Annotated in this window: 32 protein-coding genes; all 32 read right to left on the bottom strand. The window is 65.6% G+C overall.

The genetic code is table 11. The annotated features are described in order from the left end of the window. Positions 1-5 precede the first annotated feature (5 nt). Positions 6-1,373 (bottom strand): preprotein translocase subunit SecY, encoded by a 1,368-nt coding sequence (gene secY / locus EDF69_RS07395; protein WP_132883266.1) that lies wholly within the window; start codon positions 1,371-1,373, stop codon positions 6-8. Between the two features lie 208 nt (positions 1,374-1,581). Next, the gene (gene rplO, locus EDF69_RS07390; protein ID WP_132883265.1) at positions 1,582-2,109 is read right to left on the bottom strand and encodes a 50S ribosomal protein L15; all 528 of its coding nucleotides are present in this window, start codon (positions 2,107-2,109) and stop codon (positions 1,582-1,584) included. A 97-nt stretch (positions 2,110-2,206) separates the two neighbouring features. Beyond that, on the bottom strand, positions 2,207-2,383 hold the full coding sequence (gene rpmD / locus EDF69_RS07385; RefSeq protein WP_132883264.1) for a 50S ribosomal protein L30: 177 nt from the start codon (positions 2,381-2,383) through the stop codon (positions 2,207-2,209). A 4-nt stretch (positions 2,384-2,387) separates the two neighbouring features. Further along, a complete protein-coding gene (rpsE, locus tag EDF69_RS07380) occupies positions 2,388-3,092 on the bottom strand; it encodes a 30S ribosomal protein S5 (RefSeq protein ID WP_132883263.1) in 705 nt (234 codons plus the stop codon). 1 nt (position 3,093) lies between these two features. Next, positions 3,094-3,453, bottom strand: a complete 360-nt coding sequence (rplR, locus tag EDF69_RS07375) for a 50S ribosomal protein L18 (RefSeq protein ID WP_125961397.1) — start codon at positions 3,451-3,453, stop codon at positions 3,094-3,096. After that, a complete protein-coding gene (gene rplF / locus EDF69_RS07370) occupies positions 3,453-3,986 on the bottom strand; it encodes a 50S ribosomal protein L6 (protein ID WP_125961398.1) in 534 nt (177 codons plus the stop codon). Before rplF ends, rplR begins: the two co-directional genes overlap by 1 nt. Continuing rightward, positions 3,986-4,381: a 30S ribosomal protein S8 gene (rpsH, locus tag EDF69_RS07365; protein WP_125961399.1), complete on the bottom strand. Its 396-nt coding sequence runs from the start codon at positions 4,379-4,381 to the stop codon at positions 3,986-3,988. The genes rplF and rpsH overlap by 1 nt, the downstream gene beginning before the upstream one ends. Before the next feature lie 11 nt (positions 4,382-4,392). Next, positions 4,393-4,698 (bottom strand): 30S ribosomal protein S14, encoded by a 306-nt coding sequence (gene rpsN, locus EDF69_RS07360; RefSeq protein ID WP_125961400.1) that lies wholly within the window; start codon positions 4,696-4,698, stop codon positions 4,393-4,395. A gap of 96 nt (positions 4,699-4,794) precedes the next feature. Next, entirely contained in the window at positions 4,795-5,379 is a 585-nt protein-coding gene (gene rplE / locus EDF69_RS07355; RefSeq protein WP_125961401.1) for a 50S ribosomal protein L5, read from the bottom strand. After that, positions 5,372-5,686, bottom strand: a complete 315-nt coding sequence (rplX, locus tag EDF69_RS07350) for a 50S ribosomal protein L24 (RefSeq protein WP_125961402.1) — start codon at positions 5,684-5,686, stop codon at positions 5,372-5,374. Before rplX ends, rplE begins: the two co-directional genes overlap by 8 nt. Further along, the gene (gene rplN, locus EDF69_RS07345) at positions 5,686-6,054 is read right to left on the bottom strand and encodes a 50S ribosomal protein L14 (protein WP_125961403.1); all 369 of its coding nucleotides are present in this window, start codon (positions 6,052-6,054) and stop codon (positions 5,686-5,688) included. The genes rplX and rplN overlap by 1 nt, the downstream gene beginning before the upstream one ends. A 174-nt stretch (positions 6,055-6,228) precedes the next feature. Continuing rightward, on the bottom strand, positions 6,229-6,501 hold the full coding sequence (rpsQ, locus tag EDF69_RS07340; RefSeq protein WP_125961404.1) for a 30S ribosomal protein S17: 273 nt from the start codon (positions 6,499-6,501) through the stop codon (positions 6,229-6,231). Positions 6,502-6,513: 12 nt separating this feature from the next. Then, complete coding sequence (gene rpmC / locus EDF69_RS07335; protein WP_125961405.1) at positions 6,514-6,717, bottom strand: 50S ribosomal protein L29; 204 nt, start codon at positions 6,715-6,717, stop codon at positions 6,514-6,516. Between the two features lie 2 nt (positions 6,718-6,719). Next, a complete protein-coding gene (gene rplP / locus EDF69_RS07330; RefSeq protein ID WP_125961406.1) occupies positions 6,720-7,151 on the bottom strand; it encodes a 50S ribosomal protein L16 in 432 nt (143 codons plus the stop codon). Positions 7,152-7,162: 11 nt separating this feature from the next. Then, a complete protein-coding gene (gene rpsC / locus EDF69_RS07325; RefSeq protein WP_125961407.1) occupies positions 7,163-7,870 on the bottom strand; it encodes a 30S ribosomal protein S3 in 708 nt (235 codons plus the stop codon). After that, complete coding sequence (gene rplV, locus EDF69_RS07320; protein WP_125961408.1) at positions 7,870-8,247, bottom strand: 50S ribosomal protein L22; 378 nt, start codon at positions 8,245-8,247, stop codon at positions 7,870-7,872. The genes rpsC and rplV overlap by 1 nt, the downstream gene beginning before the upstream one ends. Next, complete coding sequence (gene rpsS, locus EDF69_RS07315; protein WP_125961409.1) at positions 8,247-8,525, bottom strand: 30S ribosomal protein S19; 279 nt, start codon at positions 8,523-8,525, stop codon at positions 8,247-8,249. Before rpsS ends, rplV begins: the two co-directional genes overlap by 1 nt. A 3-nt stretch (positions 8,526-8,528) precedes the next feature. After that, the gene (gene rplB / locus EDF69_RS07310) at positions 8,529-9,377 is read right to left on the bottom strand and encodes a 50S ribosomal protein L2 (RefSeq protein ID WP_125961410.1); all 849 of its coding nucleotides are present in this window, start codon (positions 9,375-9,377) and stop codon (positions 8,529-8,531) included. Continuing rightward, positions 9,377-9,694: a 50S ribosomal protein L23 gene (locus tag EDF69_RS07305; RefSeq protein ID WP_125961411.1), complete on the bottom strand. Its 318-nt coding sequence runs from the start codon at positions 9,692-9,694 to the stop codon at positions 9,377-9,379. Before EDF69_RS07305 ends, rplB begins: the two co-directional genes overlap by 1 nt. Continuing rightward, positions 9,687-10,313, bottom strand: a complete 627-nt coding sequence (gene rplD / locus EDF69_RS07300; RefSeq protein WP_125961412.1) for a 50S ribosomal protein L4 — start codon at positions 10,311-10,313, stop codon at positions 9,687-9,689. Before rplD ends, EDF69_RS07305 begins: the two co-directional genes overlap by 8 nt. 2 nt (positions 10,314-10,315) lie before the next feature. After that, positions 10,316-11,065, bottom strand: a complete 750-nt coding sequence (gene rplC, locus EDF69_RS07295) for a 50S ribosomal protein L3 (protein WP_125961413.1) — start codon at positions 11,063-11,065, stop codon at positions 10,316-10,318. A gap of 306 nt (positions 11,066-11,371) precedes the next feature. Beyond that, positions 11,372-11,680, bottom strand: coding sequence for a 30S ribosomal protein S10 (gene rpsJ, locus EDF69_RS07290; RefSeq protein WP_033921125.1), 309 nt, complete (start codon positions 11,678-11,680; stop codon positions 11,372-11,374). A gap of 241 nt (positions 11,681-11,921) precedes the next feature. Continuing rightward, positions 11,922-13,118 carry an elongation factor Tu gene (gene tuf / locus EDF69_RS07285; RefSeq protein WP_125961414.1) on the bottom strand — a complete coding sequence of 399 codons (1,197 nt, stop codon included), beginning with the start codon at positions 13,116-13,118 and terminating at the stop codon, positions 11,922-11,924. Between the two features lie 76 nt (positions 13,119-13,194). Further along, a complete protein-coding gene (fusA, locus tag EDF69_RS07280; protein ID WP_132883262.1) occupies positions 13,195-15,288 on the bottom strand; it encodes an elongation factor G in 2,094 nt (697 codons plus the stop codon). Between the two features lie 95 nt (positions 15,289-15,383). After that, positions 15,384-15,854, bottom strand: coding sequence for a 30S ribosomal protein S7 (rpsG, locus tag EDF69_RS07275; protein ID WP_125961416.1), 471 nt, complete (start codon positions 15,852-15,854; stop codon positions 15,384-15,386). A gap of 52 nt (positions 15,855-15,906) precedes the next feature. Beyond that, entirely contained in the window at positions 15,907-16,278 is a 372-nt protein-coding gene (gene rpsL, locus EDF69_RS07270; protein WP_086129340.1) for a 30S ribosomal protein S12, read from the bottom strand. A gap of 245 nt (positions 16,279-16,523) precedes the next feature. Continuing rightward, the gene (locus tag EDF69_RS07265; protein WP_132883261.1) at positions 16,524-17,828 is read right to left on the bottom strand and encodes a Xaa-Pro dipeptidase; all 1,305 of its coding nucleotides are present in this window, start codon (positions 17,826-17,828) and stop codon (positions 16,524-16,526) included. Between the two features lie 117 nt (positions 17,829-17,945). Then, complete coding sequence (locus EDF69_RS07260) at positions 17,946-18,554, bottom strand: DUF4142 domain-containing protein (RefSeq protein WP_132883260.1); 609 nt, start codon at positions 18,552-18,554, stop codon at positions 17,946-17,948. An 87-nt stretch (positions 18,555-18,641) separates the two neighbouring features. Beyond that, a complete protein-coding gene (locus tag EDF69_RS07255) occupies positions 18,642-18,923 on the bottom strand; it encodes a hypothetical protein (protein WP_132883259.1) in 282 nt (93 codons plus the stop codon). Positions 18,924-19,030: 107 nt separating this feature from the next. After that, entirely contained in the window at positions 19,031-20,431 is a 1,401-nt protein-coding gene (gene lpdA, locus EDF69_RS07250; protein ID WP_132883258.1) for a dihydrolipoyl dehydrogenase, read from the bottom strand. A gap of 27 nt (positions 20,432-20,458) precedes the next feature. Next, positions 20,459-20,848, bottom strand: coding sequence for an acyl-CoA thioesterase (locus EDF69_RS07245; protein WP_132883257.1), 390 nt, complete (start codon positions 20,846-20,848; stop codon positions 20,459-20,461). After that, positions 20,841-21,062, bottom strand: coding sequence for a hypothetical protein (locus EDF69_RS07240; protein ID WP_132883256.1), 222 nt, complete (start codon positions 21,060-21,062; stop codon positions 20,841-20,843). Before EDF69_RS07240 ends, EDF69_RS07245 begins: the two co-directional genes overlap by 8 nt. Positions 21,063-21,083 lie beyond the last annotated feature (21 nt).

Below are 21,083 nucleotides of genomic sequence, written 5' to 3'. Positions count from 1 at the left end.
ATCGATCAGCGACGCGCGCGGCCGCCCTTGAGCTTGGCCTTCTTGATCAGGTCGCCATACTGATGCGCCAGCAGGTGCGACTGGATCTGCGTCACCGTATCCATGGTTACGTTGACCACGATCAGAAGGCTAGTCCCACCAAGATAGAAGGGAATAGCGAGCGCCGAGACCAGATACTCCGGCAGCAGGCAGAGGATGACCAGATAGGCCGCACCGATCACGGTGATGCGGGTCAGCACATAGTCGAAATACGCCTCGGTGTTCTTGCCCGGACGGATGCCGGGAATGAAGCCGCCGTAGCGCTTGAGGTTGTCGGCGGTCTCTTCCGGATTGAACACCACGGCGGTGTAGAAGAACGAGAAGAAGATGATGCCGGCGCCGTAGAGCAGCATGTACACGGGGCTGCCGTGCTGGAGATACTGGTTAAGGCTGATCACGAAATCACCCCACCAGCTCTGACCCTCTGCCGCCTGGCCGGCGAACTGGGTGATGGTGACCGGCATCAGCAGCAGCGACGAGGCGAAGATCGGCGGGATCACGCCCGCGGTGTTGATCTTGAGCGGCAGGTGGCTGCGGTCCGCCTGCACCCCGCGCGCGGTCTGGCGCTTGGGATACTGGATCAGGATGCGGCGCTGGGCGCGCTCCATGAAGCAGATGAACAGGACGAGGCCGATCACCGCGACGGTGATGCCCACGAGCTTGAGCGGATCGAGCGTGCCCGAGCGGCTGCCCTCGAACAGCTGGACCAGCGTGGTCGGCAGATGGGCGACGATGCCCGCCATGATAATGAGCGAGATGCCGTTGCCGATGCCGCGGCTGGTGATCTGCTCGCCCAGCCACATCAGGAACATGGTGCCGCCGATCAGCGAGATGACCGCCGCGATGCGGAACGTCATGCCCGGCTCGATCACCGCCTGTGCGCCAGCCTGAGCGCCGAACGCCTCAAGCCCGACGGCGATGAAATAGCCCTGGACGGCCGTCAGCGCGACCGTGCCGTAGCGGGTGTACTGGTTGAGCTTCTTGCGGCCCGACTCGCCTTCCTTCTTGATCGCGGCGAGCTGCGGCGACAGCGAGCTGGCGAGCTGCACGACGATCGAGGCAGTGATGTACGGCATGACGCCCAGCGCCACCACCGACATGCGCGTCAGCGCGCCGCCCGAGAAGGTGTTGAAGAAGTCGAGCACGCCGCCCTGGGTCTGGTTGGCGAGCAGGCCGAGCTGGGTCGGATCGATCCCCGGCAGCGGCACGTAGCTGAGCATGCGGAAGACGATCAGCGCGCCCAGCGTGAACCACAGGCGCTTCTTGAGCTCGGTCGCCTGGCCGAACTTGGCCAGGTTCAGGTTGGTTGCAAGGCCGTCGGATGCCGCTGCCATGAATGTGTCCCGATGATGCTGGCGGGCGCTGATGCCCCACCCCCGGCGCCCATATAGGGCTTAAGGCCGGGATGTCTAACGGGTCCGCGGCGAAACGCCGGCGGCCCTTTCAAACGAGCGGGCCCGCCCACCCCTGCCCGCTCGGCCGAAGCCGGAAGCAGAGCGGAAGCGGACGGGCCCGACGCGAACGACGTTCAGGCGGCGCCGATCAGGCGCGCGCGGCCTTCTTGGCGGCCAGGGTCTGGCCCTTCTTGGCCTTCGCCTTCTCGGCAGCCGGCACGACCTCGATCACGTTGACGGTGCCGCCAGCCTTCTCGACTGCCTCGCGGGCCGAAGCCGACACGCCGGCGACGGTGAAGGTCAGCTTGGCGGTCAGCTCGCCCTTGCCGAGCAGACGCACGCCGTCCTTGCCGCCGCGGGCCAGGCCAACGGCCTTGAGCGCTGCGTGGTCGATGTCGGTCGCGGTCAGCGTGCCGGCGTCCACCAGCTTCTGGATCGCGCCGAGGTTCACCTCAGCATAATCCTTGGCGAAGATGTTGTTGAAGCCACGCTTCGGCAGACGCATGTGGAGCGGCATCTGACCGCCCTCGAAGCCCTTGATCGAGACGCCTTCGCGGCTCTTCTGGCCCTTCTGACCACGACCTGCGGTCTTGCCCTTGCCGGAGCCGATGCCGCGGCCAACGCGCATCTTGCGGTGACGGGCGCCCTGGTTGTCGGTGAGTTCGTTGAGCTTCATGAGTTGCACTCGCTTTCGCTTTTTACGCGCTGATGAAATGAGGAAGGGGGCCGCATAGCCCCCTTCCCCTTATTTGTCACCGGTGAAGGTGAAGGCTTCAGCCTTCGACCGACACCATGTGCTGCACCTTGCGGATCATGCCGCGCACCTCGGGGGTGTCGTTCAGCTCGACCGTCTTGTGCATCTTGTTGAGGCCCAGGCCGACGAGGGTCGCGCGCTGGTCCTTGGTGCGCCGGATCGGCGAACCGGTCTGCGTGATCTTCACGGTAGCCATGGGATTACTCCACCACCGCCGCGGCTTCCGCCTCGGCAGCCTGCGATCCGCCACGACCCAGCAGGTCGGCGATCTTCTTGCCACGACGCTGTGCGACCGACTTCGGCGAAGTCTGCTCGTTCAGCGCCTCGAAGGTCGCACGGATCATGTTGTACGGGTTCGACGTGCCGACCGACTTGGTCACGACGTCGGCCACGCCCAGGCTCTCGAAGATGGCGCGCATCGGGCCACCCGCGATGATGCCGGTACCGGCAGGCGCCGAACGCAGCGTCACGCGACCGGCACCGAAGTGGCCGTTGCCGTCGTGGTGCAGCGTGCGACCGTCCTTGAGCGGAACGCGGACCATCGCCTTCTTCGCCGACGCGGTCGCCTTGGAAATGGCTTCCGGCACTTCGCGCGCCTTGCCATGACCGAAGCCGACGCGGCCCTTGCCGTCGCCGACGACGACGAGGGCTGCGAAGCCGAAGCGCTTACCGCCCTTCACGGTCTTCGAAACGCGGTTGATGTGGACGAGCTTTTCGATCAGCTCCTCGCCACCATCCTCGTTGCGACGATCGTCGCGACGCCCGCGGTTGCCGTCCCGGCCGCCACGACCACGCTCGCCGCCGCGACCACGGCCGCCACGCGGACCACGGCCCTGGGGCGCGCCTGCCTCTGCACCCGTCGCCTCGACGGCGGGGGTTTCGGCCTGGTTGTTCTCGTCGGCCATCTTAGAACTCCAATCCGCTCTCGCGCGCGGCTTCCGCCAGCGCCTTGACGCGTCCGTGGAAGAGGAACCCACCACGATCGAACACCACCTGCGTCACGCCGGCAGCCTTTGCGGCCTCCGCGACGCGCTGGCCCACCGCCTTGGCGGCATCGACGTTCGCGCCGCTCTGGCCACGCACGTCCTTTTCCAGCGTCGAAGCCGAAGCGACCGTGCGGCCCTCGGCGTCGTCGATGACCTGGGCATAGATGTGCTTGCCCGAACGGTGGATCGACAGGCGCGGACGACCGCCCGAGCGCGCACGAAGCGCGGTACGGTTGCGGCGGCGGCGCTTCTCGAACAGCGACATACCCTTGGTAGACATCACTTCTTCTTCCCTTCCTTGCGGAAGATGAACTCGCCGTCGTACTTGATGCCCTTGCCCTTGTAGGGCTCCGGCTTCCGCCAGCGGCGGATCTCAGCGGCGACCTGGCCGACCTTCTGCTTGTCGATGCCCGAGATCTCGACCGTGGTCTGATCCGGGGTCTTCACCTCGATCCCCTCGGGGATGTCGAAGTTCACGTCGTGCGAATAGCCGAGCTGCAGCTTGAGCACCTTGCCCTGCGCTGCTGCACGATAGCCGACGCCGGTGATGAGCAGCTTCTTGGAGAAGCCCTCGGTCACGCCGGTCACCAGGTTCTGCACCAGGGTACGCTGCATGCCCCAGAAGGCACGGGCGCGCTTGGTGTCGTTCGCCGGCTGGACCGAAATGCCACCGTCGGTGACTTCGTAGGCGATGTCGTCCGCGAGCGGCATGGAGAGGGTGCCCTTGGGACCCTTCACGCTCAGCTCACGGCCGGCGATGTTGGCAGTGACGCCGGCCGGAACCGGGACTGCCTTCTTGCCGATGCGGCTCATTAGAACACCTCCGCCAGCACTTCGCCACCGACGTTCTGCTCGCGCGCTTCGGCGTCGGAGAGAACGCCACGCGGCGTCGAGACGATCGTGATGCCGAGGCCGTTGCGAACGCGCGGCAGCTCCTGGCTGCCCGAGTAGACGCGACGACCGGGCTTCGAGACGCGCGCGACGTGCTTGATCGCCGGCTGACCCTCGAAATACTTCAGCTCGATGCGGACGCCGGCCGCGGGGCCCATCTGCTCTTCGCTGTAGCCACGGATATAGCCCTCGCGCTGAAGCACGTCGAGGACGCGGGTCCGCAGCTTGGACGCCGGCGACAGGACGGAGTCCTTGCGCGCGCGCTGGCCGTTGCGGATGCGGGTGAGCATATCACCCAGGGGATCGGTCAATGCCATCGGTACGGTCCTTACCAGCTCGACTTGACGACGCCGGGGATCATGCCGCGGTTGGCAAGATCACGAAGCATCACGCGGGCGAGGCGGAACTTGCGGTAATAGGCGCGCGGGCGGCCAGTGACCTCGCAGCGGTTGCGAATCCGGGTCGGATTGCCGTTGCGCGGGATCTCGGCCATCTTCAGGCGCGCGATCAGGCGCTCGGTCTCGTCCAGCGAGGTGTCCGCTGCCTGCGCCTTCAGCTTCGCATACTTGCCGGCGTACTTCTTCACCAGCTGCTTGCGACGCTCGTTCTTGTTGATCGAACTCAGTTTCGCCATGGACTTAAGCTCTTCCTAGTCGTGGCCCCGGCAACGCGCCGAAGCCCTTGTTGCGGCACCGCCCCGACCGATGGCCGGGGCGATCCCATCAATGGGTTAGGCCGCCTTCTGCTGCTCGCCGTCCTGCGCCTGCGGGAACGGGAAGCCGAACAGACGCAAAAGCTCACGAGCTTCGTCGTCGGTCTTGGCGGTGGTGGTGACGATCACGTCCATGCCGCGCACCTTGTCGACGCGGTCATAGCTGATTTCCGGGAACACGATCTGCTCCTTGATGCCGCAGGCATAGTTGCCGCGACCGTCAAAGGACTTCGGGTTCAGGCCGCGGAAGTCGCGGACGCGGGGAAGCGCGATCGTGATGAAGCGGTCGAGAAACTCGTACATCCGCTCCCGGCGCAGCGTGACCTTGCAGCCGATCGCCATGCCTTCACGCAGCTTGAACTGCGCGATCGACTTCTTCGCCTTGGTGACGACAGGCTTCTGGCCGGCGATCAGCTCCATTTCGGAAGCCGCCTGCTCGACCTTCTTCTTGTCCTGCGTCGCCTCGCCCACGCCCATGTTGAGCACGATCTTTTCGATCCGCGGCACTTCGAGCGCGTTCTTGTAGCCGAACTTCTCCGTCATCGCCTTGACGATGCGGTCGTCGTAGATCGACTTCATCCGCGGCGTGTACTTGTCAGCCATTGATGACATCCCCCGTCTTCACGGCCACGCGGACCTTCTTGCCGTCGCGCTCTTCGAAGCGGACGCGGGTCGGCTTGCCGTCAACGACGTGCGCGACCTTCGAGATGTGGAGCGGCGCTTCCGAACGCTCGAGGCCACCCTGCGGGTTGACCTGGGTCGGCTTGCGGTGGCGCACGGCGATGTTCACGCCCGACACCACGACCTTGCCGTCCTTCGGCATCGAACGGACGACTTCGCCGGTCTTGCCCTTGTCCTTGCCGGACAGGACGATGACCTGGTCACCCTTCTTGATCTTGGCGGCAGCCATTACAGCACCTCCGGCGCGAGCGAGATGATCTTCATGAAGCCGCGCGAACGCAGCTCGCGAACCACCGGGCCAAAGATACGGGTGCCGATCGGCTCCTCGTTCTTGTTGACCAGCACCGCGGCGTTGCCGTCGAAACGGATCACCGAACCGTCGGTGCGACGGATGTCCTTGGCGGTCCGAACGATGACGGCGCGGTGCACGTCACCCTTCTTCACGCGGCCGCGGGGTGCGGCCTCCTTGATGGAGACGACGATGACGTCGCCCACACCTGCCGTGCGGCGCTTGGAGCCGCCCAGCACTTTGATGCACTGCACCCGCTTCGCGCCGCTGTTGTCTGCGACGTCGAGATTGGACTGCATCTGAATCATGATGCGCTTCCTTCTCTATGGGCCCGATTCCGACCGGCGCCCGCCTTCAAAAACGAACCCCCGGCGCGGGCAACCGCGCCAGGGGGAGCGGCCAACTAGCCGTCCCTGGGGAGGAACGCAAGCCCCTGCCCCAATTCCCGTTTTCCGGCCCCGAAAGGCCGGAGGTGGAGGCCCTTAGGCCTCCGCCGCCACCTGGGCCGGGGTCGCGTGGGTGTTCACGCGGTCCACGACCTTCCAGGTCTTGAGCTTGGAGATCGGCGCGGTCTCTTCGATGCGCACGGTCTCGCCCTCGCGGTACTCGTTGCCCTCGTCATGGGCATGGTACTTCTTCGAACGGCGGATGATCTTGCCGTAGAGCGCGTGCTTCACCTTGCGCTCCACCTTCACCACCACCGTCTTGTCGGTCTTGTCCGAGACGACCGTCCCGGTCAGCACGCGCTTCGGCATGTCAGTCGTCCCTTACTTGGCCTGCGAGCGCGTGCGCTCGCTCTGCAGCGTCTTGATCCGTGCGATGTCGCGACGGACTTCCTTGACGCGGCTCGGCTTTTCCATCTGGCTGGTCGCAGCCTGGAAGCGGAGGTTGAACGCCTCACGCTTCAGGTTGCCCAGCTCCTCGGTCAGCTGATCGTCGCTCTTGGCGCGCAGATCGGTTGCCTTGGTCATTTTCAACCCTCCAGGTGCGAGGTGTCGCCCAGACGGGCAACGACCTTGACCGCGATCGGCAGCTTCATCGCTGCACGCTCGAATGCCTCAGCCGCGAGCGGGCCGGGAACGCCGTCCAGCTCGAACAGGATCCGGCCCGGCTTGACGCGGGCGACCCAGAACTCCGGCGAACCCTTGCCCGAGCCCATGCGGACTTCGGCAGGCTTCGACGAAACCGGAACGTCCGGGAACACGCGGATCCAGAGACGGCCCTGGCGCTTGATGTGGCGCGTGATCGCGCGGCGAGCCGCCTCGATCTGGCGTGCGGTGATCCGCTCCGGCTCCATCGCCTTCAGCCCGTAGGAGCCGAAGTTGAGCGCGGTGCCACCCTTGGCGTCGCCATGGATGCGGCCCTTGAAGGCCTTGCGGAACTTGGTGCGCTTTGGTTGCAGCATTTTCCTAGTCCTTAGCGGCGGTCATCGCGGGCCGGACGCACGCCGGAGGTCTGAGCCTCCAGCATCAGCCGGTCCTGCGCCATCGGGTCGTGGCCGAGGATCTCACCCTTGAAGATCCACACCTTCACGCCGCACACGCCATAGGCGGTGTGTGCAGTCGCTTCGGCATAGTCGACGTTCGCGCGCAGCGTGTGCAGCGGAACGCGACCCTCACGGTACCATTCGGTACGTGCGATCTCGGCGCCGCCGAGACGGCCGGCGCAGGTGATCCGGATGCCCTCGGCGCCCAGACGAAGCGCCGACTGCACCGCGCGCTTCATGGCGCGACGGAAGGCGATGCGACGCTCGAGCTGGTCCGCGACACCCTGTGCCACCAGCTTGGAGTCGATCTCGGGCTTGCGGATCTCGACGATGTTCAGCGACACGTCGGACGAGGTCATCGCAGCGAGCTTCTTGCGAAGCTTCTCGATGTCGGCGCCCTTCTTGCCGATGATCACGCCCGGACGGGCCGCATAGATCGACACGCGGCACAGCTTGGCCGGGCGCTCGATCACCACCTTCGAGATCGCGGCCTGCGGCAGCGTCTCGGTGATGTACTTGCGGATCTTGAGATCCTCCAGCAGCAGACGGCCATAGTCATGGCCTTCCGCGAACCAGCGGCTGTCCCAGGTGCGGTTGATCTGCAGACGCAGACCGATGGGGTTCGACTTCTGACCCATTACGCTTCCTCCACCTCGGCAACGACGATGCGCACGCGGCTGAACGGCTTCAGGATGCGGGTCGACTTACCACGGCCGCGGGTAGCGAACCGCTTCATGGTGATCGACTTGCCGACCGAAGCCTCCTTCACGACGAGAGCGTCGACGTCGAGGTTGTGGTTGTTCTCCGCGTTGGCGATCGCCGAAGCGAGGCACTTGCGGACGTCCACGGCCATCGCCTTCTTCGAGAAGGCGAGGATGTTCATCGCTTCACCGGCAGAGCGGTTGCGGATGAGGCCGGCGACGAGGTTCAGCTTCTGGGCCGAGCCACGCACCTGCGTGGCGACTGCCAGTGCTTCCTTCTCGCCCACGCGGCGAGGGGCTGCCTGCTTGCTCATCAGCGCTTACCCTTCTTGTCGGCGGCGTGGCCGGGGAAGAAGCGGGTGGGAGCGAACTCGCCGAGCTTCATGCCCACCATCTCTTCGTTGACCGACACCGGCACGAACTTGCGACCGTTGTACACGTTGAACGTCAGGCCGACGAACTGCGGCAGGATCGTCGAACGACGCGACCAGGTCTTGATCGGACCAGCGCGCGTACCGGCTTCCTGAGCGGCCTCCGCCTTCTTCAGCAGGCTCAGTTCGACGAACGGGCCCTTCCAAACAGAACGAGCCATCTATCAGCCCTTCTTCTTCGCGTGACGCGACCGGATGATCATCTTGTCGGTCGCCTTGTTGTGACGAGTGCGCGCACCCTTCGTCGGCTTGCCCCACGGGGTGACCGGATGACGGCCGCCCGAGGTCCGGCCTTCACCACCGCCGTGCGGGTGGTCGACCGGGTTCTTGGCAACGCCGCGGGTCAGCGGGCGCTTGCCCAGCCAACGGGTGCGGCCAGCCTTGCCGAGGTTCTGGTTCTGGTTGTCCGGGTTCGAAACCGCACCCACCGTCGCCATGCACTCTGCACGGATGTAGCGCTGCTCGCCCGAGTTCAGGCGAACGATGACCATGCCCTTGTCGCGGCCCACGACCTGCACATAGGTGCCGGCCGAACGTGCGATCTGACCGCCCTTGGCAGGCTTCATCTCGACGTTGTGGACGATGGTGCCGACGGGCACCTGGCCCAGCTCCATCGCGTTGCCCGGCTTCACGTCGGTCTTGCGACCGGCGATCACCTTGTCACCAACGCCCAGACGCTGCGGGGCGATGATGTAGGCCAGGCTCTGCTTGCCGTCGATCTCGCCATAGTTGACGAGCGCGATGAAGGCCGTGCGGTTGGGATCGTACTCGATCCGCTCGACGGTGCCCTCGACGTCCCACAGGCGACGCTTGAAATCGACGATGCGATAGCGCTGCTTGTGGCCGCCGGCGATGCCGCGCGAGGTCACGTGACCCTTGTTGTTGCGGCCGCCCGTCTTGGTCTTGCCCTCGGTCAGCGCCTTTACGGGGCGCCCCTTGAACAGACCCGAACGGTCGACGAGGACCAGGCCGCGCCGTGCCGGCGAGGTCGGGTTGTAATGCTTGAGTGCCATTACGCCATGGTCCCCTGCGTTACGTCGATCGACTGACCTTCGGCCAGGGTAACGATCGCCTTCTTGATGTCCGTGCGCTTGTAGGCTTCGCCCTTCCAGCGCTTGGTCTTGCCCTTGACGACGATCGTGTTCACGCCGGTGACCTTTACGTCGAACAGCGCTTCGACCGCCGCCTTGATCTCGGGCTTGGAGGCGGTCTTCGCCACCTTGAACACGACTGCGTTCTGCTCCGACACCAGGGTAGACTTCTCGGTGATGTGGGGCGCGAGCACCACGTCGTAGTGGCGGACGTCGACCGCCTTGCTTGCCTTAGCCATGGAAGCGCGCCTCCAGCTTTTCGACAGCGGCGCGGGTGAGCACCAGCGTGTCATGCTTCAGGATGTCGTAGACGTTGGCACCACCGGCCGGCAGCACGTTCACGGCCCGCAGGTTGCGAGCAGCGAGCGCGAAGCTCGTCTCGACGGCGTCGCCGTCGATCACCAGCGCGGTCTTGCCGAAGCCCAGCTTCGACAGGTTGCCGGTCAGCGCCTTGGTCTTGCCGTCCTCGACCGTGAGGCCGTCGACGACGATCAGCGAACCCGCCTTGGCGTGGCTCGACAGCGCCATGCGCAGGCCCAGCGCGCGGATCTTCTTGTTCAGCGACGGATTGAAGTCGCGAACACGAGCACCGTGTGCCTTACCGCCGCCGACGAAGATCGGAGCGCGACGATCGCCGTGACGGGCGACGCCGCCGCCCTTCTGGCGACCGAGCTTCTTGCCGGTGCGTGCGACGTCCGCACGCTCGCGGGTGCCACGGGCGGTGCCGCGGCGCTTTTCTAGCTGCCACGTCACGACGCGGTGCAGGATGTCGGCACGCGGCTCGACGCCGAACACCTCGTCCTTCAGCTCGATGTCGCCGCTCTCGGCGGCGTCGAGGGTCTGTACCTTGACCTTCACGTTCAGCCCTCCTGGCCTTCGGTCGCCTCGGGAGCCGCCTGTGCGGGCGCCTCGGCCGGGGTTTCGTTGCTGTTGGCGACGGCCTTCAGGCCGGCGGGGTACGGCGCGTCGGCATGGCGCGCGACCTTCACCGCGTCCTTGACGATCAGCCAGGTGCCCTTGTGGCCCGGGACCGAACCCTTGACGAAGATGAGACCACGCTCAGCGTCCGTCGAGACGATCTCGAGGTTCTGCTGCGTGCGGTTGCGGTCGCCCATGTGGCCGGCCATCTTCTTGTTCTTGAAGACGCGACCCGGATCCTGGCGGTTACCGGTCGAACCGTGCGAACGGTGCGAGACCGAAACGCCGTGCGTCGCGCGCAGACCACCGAAGTTCCAGCGCTTCATGGCGCCCGCGAAACCCTTACCCTGGGTCTTGCCGGACACGTCGACGAGCTGGCCGGCGACGAAATGGTCCGCCGAGATCGTCGAACCGACGTCCAGCAGCGCATCTTCGGCAACGCGGAACTCGCAGACTTCCATCTTCGGCTCGACCTCGGCCTTGCCGAAGTGGCCGCGCTGCGGCTTGGCGACGTTCTTCGCCTTGGCAGTGCCGGCACCGATCTGCACCGCGACATAGCCGTCGCGGTCCGCAGTGCGCTGCGCCACCACCTGAACCTCTTCCAGCGCCAGGACGGTCACGGGCACGTGGCGCCCGTCATCCTGGAACAACCGGGTCATTCCCATCTTCTTAGCGATCACGCCAGTGCGCATGACCCACTCCTCCAACAGAGGCTCGCCATCCCGGCGAGCTTGCCAACGAAAAAGGCCCCGGCCGCTTTCACGCTCCGGAGCCCCAGCCCTCACGACAAACGCCCCCGCCAGGGCCGGTCATCGAGGAACACCGCGGACGAACCGCCTGTTTTTCCCTCGATAGCGGGGACGCGGACAACGGCTTTGATCGAATGATCCCCTGCCGTTCGGTATCCCGTAGCTGCTTTCCCAGCCTCTACCGCGACTTAGCGCGGGAAGCGAAAGCGCGACGCCCGGTGAATCACCAAGCGTCGCGGTGCCGGCGCATTACGCCAGCTTGATCTCGACGTCAACGCCGGCGGCGAGGTCGAGCTTCATGAGCGCGTCCACCGTCTGCGGGGTCGGCTGCACGATGTCGAGAAGACGCTTGTAGGTGCGGGTCTCGAACTGCTCGCGCGACTTCTTGTCGATGTGCGGACCGCGGTTCACGGTGAACTTGTCGATGTGCGTGGGCAGCGGAATCGGACCACGGATCAGCGCGCCGGTACGACGGGCGGTGTCGGCGATGTCGCCGGCTGCCTGGTCGAGCACGCGATGGTCGAACGCCTTGAGGCGAATGCGGATGTTGTTGTCCATATCCCTACCGATGCGAAATGGTCACGACCCCGGCCGTCACCCCAACCGAAGCTGAGGGCTCGTGCCGCAGGCGCAGCGCCGGCGGGTTGAGATCCCGGTAGAAACCAGGATGGCGGAGAAAGAGCCGAAACTCAAAAAAACTGGAAGGCCGCCCTTACAGAGGCCTCTACAAAAAGGCAACCGCCCGGCACCCCCTTTTTGGGGATGCCGGGCGGCTGTTGTCAGTCGCCTTGTGAGCGGCTTACTTGTTGATTTCGCTGACCACGCCCGCGCCGACGGTACGACCGCCCTCACGGATGGTGAAGCGCTGACCAACGTCCATCGCGATCGGTGCGATGAGCTTGACGCCCAGCGCGACTTCGTCGCCCGGCATGACCATCTCGGTGCCTTCCGGCAGCTCGATCGTGCCGGTCACGTCCGTGGTGCGGAAGTAGAACTGCGGGCGGTAGTTGGCGAAGAACGGCGTGTGACGGCCACCCTCGTCCTTCGACAGCACGTAGACCGACGACTGGAAGTCGGTGTGCGGCTTGATCGAACCCGGCTTGGCCAGAACCTGACCACGCTCAACTTCCTCACGGCCAACGCCACGGATCAGCGCGCCGATGTTGTCGCCTGCCTGGCCCTGGTCGAGCAGCTTGCGGAACATTTCAACGCCGGTGACGACGGTCTTGCGGACGGCTTCCTGGATGCCGACGATCTCGACTTCCTCGCCAACCTTCACAACGCCGGTCTCGACGCGGCCGGTGACGACGGTGCCGCGACCCGAGATCGAGAACACGTCTTCGATCGGCATCATGAACGGCTTGTCGAGCGGACGCTCCGGCTGCGGGATCGACTCGTCGACTGCTGCCATGAGGGCCAGGATCGCGTCCTTGCCGAGCTTGTCGTCCGAGCCCGAGAGAGCTGCGGTCGCCGAGCCACGGATGATCGGAATGTTGTCGCCGTCGAACTCACGCTTGGAGAGCTCTTCGCGGATTTCCATTTCGACCAGCTCAAGGATTTCCTCGTCGTCGACGAGGTCGACCTTGTTGAGGAAGACCACCATGGTCGGCACGCCAACCTGGCGAGCGAGCAGGATGTGCTCCTTGGTCTGCGGCATCGGGCCGTCGGTCGCTGCAACCACCAGGATCGCGCCGTCCATCTGCGCCGCACCGGTGATCATGTTCTTCACATAGTCGGCGTGGCCCGGGCAATCGACGTGCGCGTAGTGACGCGAGTCGGTCTCGTACTCGACGTGTGCGGTCGAGATCGTGATGCCGCGCTCGCGCTCTTCCGGAGCCTTGTCGATGTTGGCGAAGTCGACCGCAGCGTTACCCGCAACGTTCTCAGCCAGGATCTTCGTGATCGCAGCGGTCAGCGACGTCTTGCCGTGGTCGACGTGGCCGATGGTACCGATGTTGAGGTGCGGCTTGTTCCGCTCGAATTTCGCTTTTGCCATTTTCCTACCTTCTGATTCGAATCCGCTGCCGCATCAGGGGCCACGCGAACGCGGCCCCATAGCGACTGTTTCAGGGTTACGCCAGCTTCGCCTTCACTTCGTCGGCCACGTTCTGCGGCACTTCGTCGTAATGCGAGAACTGCATCGAGTACTGCGCACGGCCCTGGGTGAACGAGCGGAGCTGGTTCACATAGCCGAACATGTTGGCCAGCGGCACCATCGCCTCGACCACCTGCGCGTTGCCGCGGCTGTCGGTGCCCTGGATCTGGCCACGACGGCTGTTCATGTCGCCGATGACGTCGCCCAGATATTCTTCCGGGGTGACGACCTCGACCTTCATGACCGGCTCGAGCAGCTTGATGCCGGCCTTCTGAGCGGCCTCGCGCATCGCGCCACGGGCGCAGATTTCGAACGCCAGCGCCGACGAGTCGACGTCGTGGTACTTACCGTCGATCAGGTGCACTTCGAAGTCGATGATCGGGAAGCCGATCAGCGAGCCCGTCTGCGCCGTCTCGCGGAAGCCCTTCTCCACCGACGGGATGTATTCGCGCGGGATGTTACCGCCCTTGATCTCGTCGAAGAACTGGTAGCCCGAGCCACGCTCGCCCGGCTTCACCTGAACCTTGACTTCACCGAACTGGCCCGAACCACCCGACTGCTTCTTGTGGGTGTAGGTCAGCTCGACGGGCTTGGCGAGATATTCGCGATACGCCACCTGCGGTGCACCGACGTTCGCCTCGACCTTGAACTCGCGCTTCATGCGGTCGACCAGGATCTCGAGGTGGAGCTCGCCCATCCCCTTGATGATGGTCTGGCCCGACTCGTGGTCGGTCGAAACGCGGAACGAGGGATCCTCGGCAGCCAGGCGGTTGAGCGCGATGCCCATCTTTTCCTGGTCGGCCTTGGTCTTCGGCTCCACCGACAGCTCGATCACGGGCTCGGGGAATTCCATCCGCTCGAGGATGATCGGGTTGGACGCGTCGCACAGCGTGTCGCCGGTCGTGGTCTCCTTGAGACCCGCGATGGCGACGATGTCGCCGGCGCGTGCTTCCTCGATGTCCTCACGCGAGTTCGCGTGCATGAGGAGCATACGGCCGATCTTTTCCTTCTTGTCCTTCACCGAGTTCAGGTAGCTGCCCTTGGTCAGCGTGCCCGAATAGATGCGGGTGAAGGTGAGCGAGCCGACGAACGGATCGTTCATGATCTTGAAGGCCAGAGCCGAGAACGGCGCATTGTCTTCCGGCGGACGCGAGTCCGCGGTCTCGCCGTCGAGCTTCACGCCCTGCACGTCGGGAATGTCGAGCGGCGACGGCAGATAGTCGACCACCGCGTCGAGCAGCGGCTGAACGCCCTTGTTCTTGAACGCCGAACCGCAAAGGATCGGAACGAACGACATCTCGAGCGTGCCCTTGCGGATCAGCTTCTTGAGGTCGGCGACCGACGGCTCGTTGCCCTCGAGATACGCTTCCATCAGCGCATCGTCCTGCTCGACGGCCATCTCGATCAGGTCGCTGCGATACTTCGCGGCCTTTTCCTTCAGCTCGTCGGGGATCTCGCGATATTCGAACTTCGCGCCCAGGCTCTCGTCGAGCCAGATGATCGCGCGGTTCTCGACCAGGTCGACCAGGCCCTTGAAGCCGCCTTCCTCGCCGATCGGGAGATACAGCACGGCCGGACGCGCGCCGAGACGCTCGACGATCGTGTCCACGCAGTAATAGAAGTTCGCGCCGGTGCGATCGAGCTTGTTGACGAAGCACATCCGCGGAACCTTGTACTTGTCCGCCTGGCGCCACACGGTCTCCGACTGCGGCTCCACGCCGGCAACGCCGTCGAAGCACGCAACCGCACCGTCGAGCACGCGCAGCGAACGCTCAACTTCGATCGTGAAGTCGACGTGGCCGGGGGTGTCGATGATGTTGATCAGGTGCTCTTCGCCCTTGCCCTCTTCAGCGCGCCACTTGCACGTGGTCGCCGCCGAGGTGATCGTGATCCCGCGCTCCTGCTCCTGCTCCATCCAGTCCATCGTCGCGGTGCCTTCGTGCACTTCGCCGATCTTGTAGGACTTGCCGGTGTAATAGAGGATGCGTTCGGTCGTGGTCGTCTTGCCGGCGTCGATGTGCGCCATGATGCCGATATTGCGATAGCGCTCGAGCGGATGGCTGCGGGCCATGATCGTTCTTCCTTAGCGATGTGGGGAGCCGGCGTGACCGGCTCCCCATCATATAGGTCGGTTGTGTTGCCAGCGGAAGACCGCCGGACCCGCTGTTACCAGCGGTAGTGCGAGAAGGCGCGGTTCGCTTCCGCCATGCGGTGCGTGTCTTCGCGCTTCTTGACCGCGTTGCCGCGGTTGTTGGCGGCGTCCATCAGCTCACCCGACAGACGGGCTGCCATGGTGTTCTCGCTGCGATTGCGGGCCGAGGCGATCAGCCAGCGGATCGCGAGCGCCTGCGCACGCTCCGGACGGACTTCGACCGGAACCTGGTAGGTCGCACCGCCGACGCGGCGGCTGCGGACCTCGATGCCCGGCTTCACGTTGCCGAGCGCGTCGTGGAAGACGCCGATCGGGTCACGCTTGGCGCGCGCTTCGATGGTCTCGAACGCACCATAGACAATGGCTTCGGCGACGGACTTCTTGCCGTCCAGCATCACCGAATTCATGAACTTCGAAAGAACCTGATCCCCGTAGACGGGATCCGGCAGGATTTCCCGCTTTTCGGGACGACGACGACGTGCCATCTGCTTTATTCCTTTAAAACTTCAGCCTGAATGGACCGCAACAGCGGCCGGCTTACTTCGGACGCTTGGCGCCGTACTTGGAGCGGGACTGACGGCGGTCCTTGACACCCTGGGTGTCGAGCACGCCGCGCAGCACGTGGTAGCGCACGCCCGGAAGGTCGCGCACACGGCCGCCGCGGATGAGCACCACCGAGTGCTCCTGGAGGTTGTGGCCCTCGCCCGGGATGTAGCTGATGACTTCGCGCTGGTTGGTCAGGCGAACCTTGGCCACCTTGCGCAGAGCCGAGTTCGGCTTCTTCGGGGTCGTCGTGTACACACGGGTGCAGACGCCGCGCTTCTGCGGGTTCTGCTCCATCGCAGGGACCTTGGACTTGGTCTTCTGCAGTTCGCGGCCCTTGCGGACCAGCTGGTTGATCGTCGGCATGAAGCCCTTCACCTTTCAAACGGTTACTTTGCCGGAGTCGTGACAGGAATGCGCAAAGGCCACGCGGCGAGACGCCCCGGGGCCTTAGGTCTCCAACAACGTTCAGCGCTGCCCAGCAGGTCGGGACCGGAAACCGGAACCATCCCATTGAACGGGCGCGCCTATACGCGCTCGCCCGCGCACGGTCAATGGCGGGCGCCGGAACGAGAAGGCGTTGCCCCCTGCCCTGCCGCGCCGGCCGCCGGTCACCCGCCCTGACGGCCGGTGACGAGCTTGCCGCCCTTCACCACCGCTGCGGGACGTTCGAGCAGGGTCACGTCACGGGTGGGATCGCCGTCCACCGCCACGAGATCGCCGAAGCGGCCGACCGCGATCGCCCCCACGTCCGCCTCTCGGCCCAGCGCCTGCGCGGCATTCCACGTGGCGGTGCGGATCGCGTCCAGCGGGGTCATGCCGAAGCGGACCATGACCGCGAACTGGCGCGCATTGTCGCCATGGGGATAGATGCCGGCGTCGGTCGAGAAGATCATGCGCGCGCCCGCCTTCGCCGCACGGCCGAAGTTCTCGCGCTGGAGGGTGCCGACGCGGCGTTCCTTCTCGATGTTCTCCGGCAGCACGCCGTTCGCCTTGCCCTCCGCCAGCGTATACTCGGTGTTGTAGACGTCAAAGCCGAGCCAGGTGCCGCGTTCCCGGGCGAGGCGGATGCCTTCGTCGTCGATGAAGCTGACGTGCTCGATCGTGTCGATGCCGGCGCGGATCGCGGCCTTGATCCCCTCGGCACCATGGGCGTGGGCGGCGGTCTTGAGCTTCCAGAAATGCGCCTCGTCGGCGACGGCCTTGAGCTCCTCTTCATGGAGCTGCTGGATGCCCGGCTCGGTGTTGCGGGAGAAGACGCCGCCGGTGGCGCAGACCTTGATGACCTCCGCGCCATATTTGCGCTGCTCGCGCACCCGCTTCTTCAGCTCCTCCGGGCTGTCGCCCATCGCGGGCGAGACGCGCTGGAAGGAGGGCGGCAGGAAGGTCTCGTCGCAATGGCCGCCGGTGGCGCCGAGCGCATAGGCAGCGGGGACGATGCGCGGTCCCTCGATCCAGCCCTCTTCGATCGCCTGCTTCAAGCCGACGTCGGCGTAATTATCGGACCCGACGTTGCGCACGGTGGTGAAGCCCGCGCGCAGCGTCCGCGCGGAATTGCCCGCCGCCTGCGCCACCCAGAAGCTGTCGGTGAACTGGAGGCCGGTGTAGCCGCCGTACTTCGGATTGCTGGTCAGATGGACGTGCATGTCGATCAGGCCGGGGACGATCGTCTTGCCGGGAAGATCGATGCGAGTCGCGCCGGCCGGAATCAGCGGCCGCGCGTTGCCGGTCGCGACCGAGGCGATGCGCCCGTCGGTGATGACCACCACCGGCTGATCGAGCAGCCGGCCGCTCTGGACGTCGAGCATGCGATCGGCCGTCACCACGACCGTCTCCGAGCCCGTCGTCTGGCTGAATGCCGGCGGCGCGAATGCCGCCGCTGCGGCCGCAGCCGCCACCCCCAAGTTCCGCATCATCGTCCCCCTGCCCGCGTTCGCCCCTTGGTCGGGACGGATGCAGGTCGGGTCAATCCATGCGAGGGAGAAAATGCGGCGGGCGCGAAAGCGCAGAGCCTTCGCGCCCGCCGCCGGGGATCACATCCCCTGCACTTCCTTCAGATGGCCTTCGACCACCGGGGCGGTGTTCGAGGCGAAGGTCTTGAGCGAGGCAGCCTCGCCATTGGCGGCATAGCCCTGCAGCGCCGAGAGCGCCTGCTGGTGGGCTGCGACCTGCTGCTGCTTATAAACGGTGTCGAAATCGGCACCGCTGGCGGCGCGCAGCGCTTCCAGGTTCGCATTCTGCTCGGCGGTGAGCGCCGGCGCCGGGGTGACGTTGGCGCTGGCGGCCGCGGTCTTCAGCTTGGCGGTGGAGGCGGTGTGATCCTTCACCATCTGCGCCGCGAACTTCTTGAGCGCGGGCGCCGTCGCCTTGTCCTGCGCGATCTTGGCCGATTCGATCTCGAACGTGTCGCTGGCAGCCATGGTGTTGGCGAAGCTCTGCGCGGTCAGGCCCGCAGCATCGGTCGCGTTGCCGGTCGTGGCGGCGGCGTTGCCGTCCAGCGTCTCGTCGGTCAGCACGGTGTCGTTGGCCGTGCCCTCATCGACAACCACGGTGTTGGTGTTGTCGGTCGTGGTACGATCGCCGCAGGCCGCGAGGCCCGCCAGTGCGGGCAACACGGCCCCGATCAGCAAAAGCTTCTTCATGCGCTCTCTCCTTCGGGGCTGTGCAACGCAGTCTGCACGCCCCCGTTCCTTTATTTGCGATGAAGCGTGGGCAGGCCGCCGCCCCGCTCAGCGAGTCGGCGTCGCGTCGTTGGCGATCGGCAGCGTGTCGTTCGTGGCCGGCATCGCCATGTTGGCGTCAGTGCCGTTGCCCATCATGGCGCCGTCCGTCCCGCCCGCGCTGCCCATCGCGTTGGCAGGATCCTCGCCATCGTTCGAGAAAGCCATGTTGTCGTAGCTGTCGTTGAGGACGACGTTCTCGTCGTTGGTCACGCGGACCTCTTCGCCGCCTCCACAGGCGCCGAGCAGGGCAACGAGCGGCAGCATCAGCATCGGAACGGCTTTGGTCATGGCGGCGTCTCCTTCGCGGGCAACAACGTGCGTTCGCGAAGGCCGTTCCGAAGCCGCCGGCCAGACAGGGGGCGGCGGACGGCCCAAAGGACCGCCCGCCGGCCGGATCAGATGTGCAAGGCGCGTCCGTAGGCGGCGAGCACGCTCTCGTGCATCGCCTCGGACATGGTCGGGTGCGGGAACACCGTTTCCATCAGCTCGGCTTCCGTGGTCTCCAGCGTCTTGCCGACGGTGTAGCCCTGGATCATCTCGGTCACTTCGGCGCCGATCATGTGCGCGCCCAGCAGCTCGCCGGTCTTGGCGTCGAACACCGTCTTGATGAAGCCCTCGGCCTCACCCAGGGCGATCGCCTTGCCGTTGCCGATGAAGGGGAAGGTCCCCGCCTTCACCTCATAGCCCGCTTCCTTGGCCTTCGCCTCGGTCAGGCCGACGCTCGCGATCTGCGGGTGGCAATAGGTGCAGCCCGGGATGTTGCGGACGTCCATCGCGTGCGGGTGCTTGCCGGCGATCGCCTCGACCGCGATCACGCCCTCGTGGCTGGCCTTGTGCGCGAGCCAGGGCGGCGCGGTGATGTCGCCGATCGCCCACAGCCCCTCGACGTTGGTCTTGCAGGTGGCGTCGGTCTCCAGGAAGCCGCGGTCGTTCATCGCGACGCCCAGCTCCTTCAGGCCGATGTCGGCGGTGTTCGGCACGATGCCGATCGCGACGATGACATGGCTGTACTCGCCGTCGAACGCCTTGCCGTCCTTGCCCGTGATCGTCGCCTTCACGCCGTTGGCGTCGGCGGAGATCTTGTCGATCTTGGCGCTCGTCAGGATCTTCATGCCCTGCTTGGTGAGCGACTTCTCCAGGAAGGTGGAGATGTCGGCGTCCTCGACGGGGACGATGCGGTCCATCATCTCCACGACGGTAACTTCGGCGCCCATGTCGTTGTAGAAGCTGGCGAACTCGATGCCGATCGCGCCCGATCCGATGACCAGCAGCTTCTTCGGCATCTCGGACGGCGTCATCGCATGGCGATAGGTCCACACGCGCTTGCCGTCCGCCGGCAGGTTCGGCAGGTCGCGGGCGCGCGCGCCAGTCGCGACGATGATGTTCTTGGCCGCAAGCTCGGTGGTCTTGCCGTCGGCGCCGGTGACGCTGAGCTTGCCCTTCCCCGTCAGCTTGCCGGTGCCCATGTGCACCGCCACCTTGTTCTTCTTCATCAGGTGGGTGACGCCCTGGTTGAGCTGCTTGGCGACGCCGCGCGAGCGCTTCACCACCGCATCCAGGTCCGCGCTGATCTTGTCGGCGACCAGGCCATAGTCCTTGGCGTGCTGCATATAGTGGAAAATCTCGGCCGAGCGCAGCAGCGCCTTGGTCGGAATGCAGCCCCAGTTGAGGCAGATGCCGCCCAGGTTCTCGCGCTCGACGATCGCGGTCTTGAGGCCCAGCTGCGCCGCACGGATCGCCGCGACATAGCCGCCCGGCCCCGAGCCGAGAACGATGAGGTCGTAGGTTTCAGCCATGGCTTGGTGCTTTCGTTCTGCGATTCTTCAGGATTGTACGGTGTTGATCGAGCGCGGGCGCCGGTTCTCGTCGATCGCGACGAAGACGAAGCGCGCCTGGGTGACCCGGCATTGTTCCTCGACGTGGCGGCCGCGGCGCCAGGCCTCGACCTCGATAGTCATGGAGGTGCGGCCGGTCTTCACCAGCTCGGCATAGACCGACACCTCGTCGCCGACCGCCACGGGGGCGTGGAACTGCATCGCCTCCACCGCGATGGTGACGGCGCGGCCGCGGGCGTGGCGTGCGGCGGTGAGGCCGGCGGCCATGTCCATCTGGCTCATCAGCCAGCCGCCGAAGATGTCGCCATAGGGATTGGCGTCGGCGGGCATGGTGGTGACGCGCAGCGCCGGCTGCCCCTGGGGCGGGCCGTCAGTCATGGGCCAGACTCCCGCGGGCAAGGCGCTGTTCGGCGATGGCGCGTTGCAGCTGGCGGATGCCGAGCACCACCACCACCAGCACCGCGCCCAGCGTCACCAGCTCGACGTCGTCACGCGCGGGCCGGTAGGACCAGGCGGAGAGCATCCCCACCCCGACGACAGCCGCGACGCTCAACACGATCTGGATCAGCTCGATCGCAATCCGCACCTTCATCGCCGCGCTCCGCCTAGCAAC

The sequence above is a fragment of the Sphingomonas sp. JUb134 genome (genome assembly GCF_004341505.2).
GTDB lineage: Bacteria > Pseudomonadota > Alphaproteobacteria > Sphingomonadales > Sphingomonadaceae > Sphingomonas.
Note: the sequence above shows the minus strand (reverse complement) of the source record. Positions and strands in the feature narration are given on the sequence as shown.